At 57.2% G+C, this 1,261-nt stretch carries 1 protein-coding gene; it reads left to right on the top strand.

The window, feature by feature from the left end; all coding sequences use genetic code 11:
* Window positions 1–1,261 (top strand): Ig-like domain-containing protein (locus tag AC27K1_RS21545; protein ID WP_487152853.1); only part of this gene is annotated, 1,261 nt, incomplete at both ends.

The following is a 1,261-nucleotide window of genomic DNA, read 5'->3' as shown; positions in this document are numbered from 1 at the left end:
TGGTGACACGGCTACTGTCACTGTCCGCTATGTGATGTCCGATGACGAAGGGGCTACCTCTGAGTCAACGGCCACCATCACGGTGACCGGCACCAATGACGCGCCGGTGGCGACAGCCAATACCGCCACAGGCCATGAGAATGAAACCCTGACCATTGACGTACTGTCCGACGACACGGACCTGGATCACAACGACAACCCCGCCAACTTCAGTCTGGATAGCGTGGAGATCGTTGATGGAGACGGGAATCCCGTCACGGGCCAGGGCACGGTCAGCATCGTCAACAACCAGCTCCAGTTTGTGCCGGGTACAGACTTCGACAGTCTGGCCAGTGGCGAAAGTGCGACAGTGGTCGTTCGATATGTGATGTCCGATGACGAAGGGGCTACCTCTGAGTCAACAGCAACCATCACGGTGACCGGCACTAACGATGCACCGGTGGCGACAGCCAACACCGCCACAGGCCATGAGAATGAAACCCTGACCATTGACGTACTGGCCGACGACACGGACCTGGATCACAACGACAACCCCGCCAATTTCAGTCTGGATAGCGTGCAGATTGTCGATGGTGATGGCAATCTATTAAGCGGCCAGGGCACGGTCAGCATCGTCAACAACCAGCTCCAGTTTGTTCCGGGCACGGATTTCGACAGCCTGGCCAGTGGTGACACGGCTACTGTCACTGTCCGCTATGTGATGTCCGATGACGAAGGGGTTACCTCTGAGTCAACAGCAACCATCACGGTGACCGGCACTAACGATGCGCCGGTGGCGACAACCAATACTGCCACAGGCCATGAGAATGAAACCCTGACCATTGACGTACTGGCCGACGACACGGACCTGGATCACAACGACAACCCCGCCAACTTCAGTCTGGATAGCGTGGAGATCGTTGATGGAGACGGGAATCCCGTCACGGGCCAGGGCACGGTCAGCATCGTCAATAACCAGCTGCAGTTTGTGCCGGGTACAGACTTCGACAGTCTGGCCAGTGGCGAAAGTACGACAGTGGTCGTTCGATATGTGATGTCCGATGACGAAGGGGCTACCTCTGAATCAACGGCCACCATTACGCTGACCGGCACTAACGATGCGCCAGTGGCTAGTGTTGATACGGCGACCGGTCACGAGAATGAAACCCTGACCATTGACGTACTGGCCGACGACACGGATGTGGATCACAACGACAACCCCGCCAACTTCAGTCTGGATAGCGTGGAGATCGTTGATGGAGACGGGAATCCCGTCACGGGC

The sequence above is a fragment of the Kistimonas ophiarachnellae genome (genome assembly GCF_057552235.1).
The sequence above is the reverse complement of the archived record's forward strand: the minus strand, read 5'-3'. Positions and strand labels throughout refer to the sequence as shown.